This window comes from Janthinobacterium sp. CG_23.3 (genome assembly GCF_046115965.1).
Taxonomy (GTDB): domain Bacteria; phylum Pseudomonadota; class Gammaproteobacteria; order Burkholderiales; family Burkholderiaceae_D; genus Janthinobacterium.
Genome location: NZ_JBJXIB010000219.1, coordinates 1 through 4,363 on the forward strand (window position 1 = coordinate 1; position 4,363 = coordinate 4,363).

Annotated in this window: 5 protein-coding genes; all 5 read left to right on the top strand. The window is 59.9% G+C overall.

What is annotated here, in order from left to right; genetic code table 11:
• Positions 1-205 precede the first annotated feature (205 nt).
• The 5 genes from ACFDR9_RS27045 (at position 206) to ACFDR9_RS27065 (ending at position 3,943) form a co-directional block, all read left to right on the top strand.
• Positions 206-1,285, top strand: a complete 1,080-nt coding sequence (locus ACFDR9_RS27045) for an HDOD domain-containing protein (RefSeq protein WP_409032985.1) — start codon at positions 206-208, stop codon at positions 1,283-1,285.
• A complete protein-coding gene (locus ACFDR9_RS27050; protein ID WP_409032986.1) occupies positions 1,282-2,379 on the top strand; it encodes a CaiB/BaiF CoA transferase family protein in 1,098 nt (365 codons plus the stop codon). The genes ACFDR9_RS27045 and ACFDR9_RS27050 overlap by 4 nt, the downstream gene beginning before the upstream one ends.
• Before the next feature lie 13 nt (positions 2,380-2,392).
• Positions 2,393-2,788, top strand: a complete 396-nt coding sequence (arfB, locus tag ACFDR9_RS27055) for an alternative ribosome rescue aminoacyl-tRNA hydrolase ArfB (RefSeq protein WP_017874814.1) — start codon at positions 2,393-2,395, stop codon at positions 2,786-2,788.
• A gap of 247 nt (positions 2,789-3,035) precedes the next feature.
• Entirely contained in the window at positions 3,036-3,389 is a 354-nt protein-coding gene (locus tag ACFDR9_RS27060; protein WP_409032987.1) for a helix-turn-helix domain-containing protein, read from the top strand.
• 44 nt (positions 3,390-3,433) lie between these two features.
• Positions 3,434-3,943, top strand: coding sequence for an ImmA/IrrE family metallo-endopeptidase (locus tag ACFDR9_RS27065; protein ID WP_409032988.1), 510 nt, complete (start codon positions 3,434-3,436; stop codon positions 3,941-3,943).
• Positions 3,944-4,363: the final 420 nt, after the last annotated feature.

A 4,363-nucleotide genomic window follows, 5' to 3' on the forward strand; every position in this document is an offset into this window, starting at 1 on the left:
GTTGCATGATTTTCTCCTAAGTTGATTCTTCGAACCTTCACTTTAGGATTAATTTGCGTCTTTTGCCGACCCGCCTTCATTCATAGTATCTACGACACGCTGTCAACGGCATTCGGGTCTGGCAGCGGATTTCACGCCCTTGCTGTTGCTGTTAATCGCAGCCACCGGCGCTCCACCAGCCACTTCATCGACACAGGTAATCACCATGTTCCACTGGCTGCAGCGTGTGTTTTCCCGGCCCGCCGAAGCGCGCCCGCCAACGGCGCCGCCGCCGGCCGCGCCCGTCATGCCGGCGCCATCCGCGCCGCTGTCCGACGGCGTCGCCGTGGCCCGCGCCGCGCCGCCGGCCGGGGTCTCCTTCGAGCAAAAAGACAACGTCAACACGAACTACCACGCCTGGCTGTTCGGCGCGCGCGACGACGGCGACCTCGACGTCACGCCGCAGGAAACCCAGGTGCTCGACGCGCTCGAAGCCATCATGACATCGAAGCAATCCGGCGCCGACCTGGTGCGGCGCCTGCCCGGCCTGATCCCGCAGGTGCTGCAAAGCCTGCGCACCGAGCATTTTTCAGGCGCCGAAATCGCCCGCAAGATTTCCAGCGACGTGGTGCTGGTGGCGGCCGTGATCCGCCTCGCCAACAACGCCAGCCAACACCGCGCGCAGCGTATTACCAGCGTCGAGCACGCCGTCATTGTCATCGGCCAGGAAGGCTTGCGCCAACTCGTCACGGCGGTCGCCTTCCACCCCATCATCGACTTGAACTCCGGCCACTTCACGCGCCTGCTGGCGCCGCGCATCTGGGACCAGTCCGAACGCTGCGCCGTGGCCAGCCGCGTCTTCGCCGAGCAACAAGGCATCGATCCCTTCCTCGCCTTCCTGGCGGGCGTGGTGCAAAACGTCGGCCTGTTGGTGTCGCTGCGCATGATGGACCAGCTCGCCAAGGACCCGGCCGAACTCGGCTCGACCTTGTTCTGCGCCGGCCTGCTGCGCAACGCCCGCCTGCTGTCGTGCAGCATCGGCCAGGAATGGAACTTTCCCGAAGCGGTCACCCTGGCCATCCGCGAGCAACTGAGCATGCACAAGCGCGCCGCCATATCGCCGCTGGGACAATTGCTGGCGATGACCGACTATCTGAGCAAGGTAAAGATTTTGGTGGAAAACGCGCGCCTCGATGAAAACCAGTCCGGCCTGTTCAACGGCCTGCCGCCGCACGCGCACGCCTGCTACGACGAACTCGGCGCGCTCGACGCGGTCGAGGCGACCATCGCCGCCGGCGCGCCATGAGCGGGGCCGGCAACGACGCCGCCGCCCCGCCGCTGGCCGGCATCCGCGTACTCGACCTGACCCGGCTGCTGCCCGGCCCGGTCGCGACGATGCAGCTGGCCGACATGGGCGCCGACGTGCTGAAGATCGAAGACCCCGGCGCCGGCGACTACGCGCGCGCGATGGGGCCGGTGCGCGCCGAGGTCTCGCAATTTTTCGTCGCCGTCAACCGCGGCAAGCGCTTCCTGCGCCTGGACCTGAAGGACCAGGCCCAGCGCGAGCAACTGCTGGCCCTGGTCGACGACGCCGACGTGCTGGTGGAAAGCTTCCGCCCCGGCGTCATGGCCAAACTCGGCCTGGGCTGGGACGTGCTGCGCCGGCGCAAGCCGACGCTGGTGATGTGCGCCATCTCCGGCTACGGCCAGGACGGCCCGTTCGCGCAACTGGCCGGCCACGACATCAACTACATCGGTTATGCCGGCATGCTGGCCAACAACGCCGGCCCGGACGGCACGCCGGCGCTGCCCAACCTGCAAGTGGGCGACCTGCTGGGCGGCGCCCAGAGCGCGCTGCAAGGCATCCTGGCGGCGCTGCTGGCCGTCAAGATGGGCGGCCCGGGCCGCTTTGTCGACATCTCGATGAGCGACGCCGTGCTGGCCCACAATATCATGCCGCTGGTGGCCGTCAACAACGGCGCCGAGGCGGCGCCGGCGCGCGACCTGCTGACCGGTGGCGTGCCCTGCTACAACGTCTACCGCACCGCCGACGCGCGCTTCATGGCGGTCGGCGCGCTCGAACTGAAGTTCTGGCAACTGTGCTGCGACGTGCTGCAACGCCCCGACCTGAAGGCGCGCCACTGGCAATTGGGGCAGCAGGTCGGCGGCGCCGACGCGCTGGCCGTCAAGGCCGAGCTGGACGCCATCTTTGCCGGTCGCAGCCTGGCGCAGTGGACCGAGACCTTCGCCGCCAGCGACTGCTGCGTCACGCCGATATTGACCAGCGCCGAGGCGCTGCGCCACCCGCTGTTCCAGGCGCGCCGCATGGTGTCGCAAGAGCGCCACCCCACCGAGGGGGTATACTGGGCCGTTGCGCACCCGATCAAATTTGAAACCTGATGTATTTAAGCTGATGTATATCGTTAACACCACCGAAGTCGAGTTCAGCGCCATCCGTGCCCAGGGTCCGGGCGGCCAGAACGTCAACAAAGTCTCCAGCGCCATTCACCTGCGCTTCGACGTCGCCAACTCGTCGCTGCCGGACGCGTACAAGGAGCGCCTGTTGGCGCTGCGCGACCAGCGCATCACCAAGGACGGCGTCATCGTGCTGAAGGCGCAGCAGTCGCGCAGCCAGGAGCAGAACAAGGAAGAGGCGATCCGCCGGCTGCAGGAGTTGATCGACAGCATCACCATCCTGCCGACGGTGCGGCGCGCCACCAAACCGACCCGCGGCTCGCAGCGCCGCCGCCTCGACAGCAAGAGCACCCACGGGCTGCAGAAGCAGTTGCGCGGCAAGGTCAGCGGTTGATTGTGCTCGGTCAGGCGCAGTAACATGGCCGGCATTGCTATTTTGAAGACAAGACCAGTGAGCTCAATAGACATGGACTGTAAATCAAAAACTCAATTCCGAAATATTTGTTAACCAAAACGGTTGATTTTTATTTTTGAATCTGCCATAATATTTCCAAGGGGAAGCCCCTTGCACCATCTGCGGACCCAAGAGGGTTCACCCATAAGGGTTCAGGAGAGCAGGTCACCTACTCTAGGAGAGAAAAATGACAACCCAGTTCGGAAAGGAACTAAAGAAGCTGCGCATTGATCTTGGCATAACTTTGATGGAAATGGCCCAGAAGATTAACGTATCGTCAGCTTTCCTTTCAGCGATTGAAACTGGTCGGAAGCGTATTCCGGATGGGACACTTGATGTATTAGCAACGGAATTTCCGGCAATTGCTAAGGAGCGCAACAAATTTGAGGTTTTGGTTAATCAAGCTAGGAAGGAGGTCAGTGTGCCGTTAAATGACGCTAGTTACGATGATGCAATGTTGGCCACCGCGTTGGCTAGGCGCTTCAGCAGTTTGTCTGCTGAAGACAAAGAACGAATTCGAAATCTGGTGACAATGGAGTAGACATGGCCCCGCCAATGACCAGGACCAGGACAGAAGGAACGGTTGTGCCACCGCGTTCGAAAAAGGATATTGCAGCGAATGCTCAGGCAATGCGACAGTTTCTTAAGCTGGAAAAACAAGACTATTTTCCGGTGCCTGCAGTGTATGCGATGCTAAGCATGATGTTCGAAGATGCTGATTTCGAAGTGTACGAGGAACACGAAATGGGAGAAGACCATGGTCGAACGTATCCCGATCAGCGCCGGATTGTGCTTCGGAATGACGTATATGAGCGAGCCTGCATTGGTGAGGCTAGGGACCGTTTTACGATGTGCCATGAGCTGGGACACCTAATGATGCACCGGGATATCGCCCTTTCACGCATAGATCCGATGTCCCCACCAAAGATTTACTGTAATTCAGAATGGCAAGCCGACACATTCGCATCATACTTGATGATGCCTCCGGATCTTATCTGTCGCTATAGCACAGTTCAAGAGGTTGTTGAGGCAATTGGGGTTAGCTTCGAAGCTGCACATGCTAGGCGAGCTGAGATTTTAGGAAAAAACGTGTAAAAAGTTGGCGCTTTCTACACGTTTTAGAGGTAAAAGAAAATCAAACGATCTCTGGTTTTCTCTTGAATTGCATGCTATTGGGTAGCAGTGGGCAGTTTAGTACCTTTACCACTGCTTTGCAAGCGTCAAGTTCGCCGTCGAGGTCATCACTTTGACGAAAGAGTTGGCGATATGAAAACATGTCTCTATCCAAAATCCGTTCACGTGATCGCATACACACGCTTCCGTAGAGGAAAGCTTGAGTACGTATGCGAGCACTGCCGGTCATATCCTTGCTGAGATGGAACAAACGGCGACGCAGTAATGTATAAAGCTAATGAGGCAGCCTAGGAGTCTGCGCGGCAGACAATTCTTGCGCTGACCATGTGACGCGCTTCTTGCCTGCGTCGATGGCGATTCACTTTCGCACTCGAAAGTGGA

Bases quoted from the DNA above. Each gene is read 5' to 3' on its own strand.
- ACFDR9_RS27045 (WP_409032985.1), top strand. From the start codon at position 206: ATGTTCCACTGGCTGCAGCGTGTGTTTTCCCGGCCCGCCGAAGCGCGC.
- ACFDR9_RS27050 (WP_409032986.1), top strand. From the start codon at position 1,282: ATGAGCGGGGCCGGCAACGACGCCGCCGCCCCGCCGCTGGCCGGCATC.
- arfB (WP_017874814.1), top strand. From the start codon at position 2,393: ATGTATATCGTTAACACCACCGAAGTCGAGTTCAGCGCCATCCGTGCC.
- ACFDR9_RS27060 (WP_409032987.1), top strand. From the start codon at position 3,036: ATGACAACCCAGTTCGGAAAGGAACTAAAGAAGCTGCGCATTGATCTT.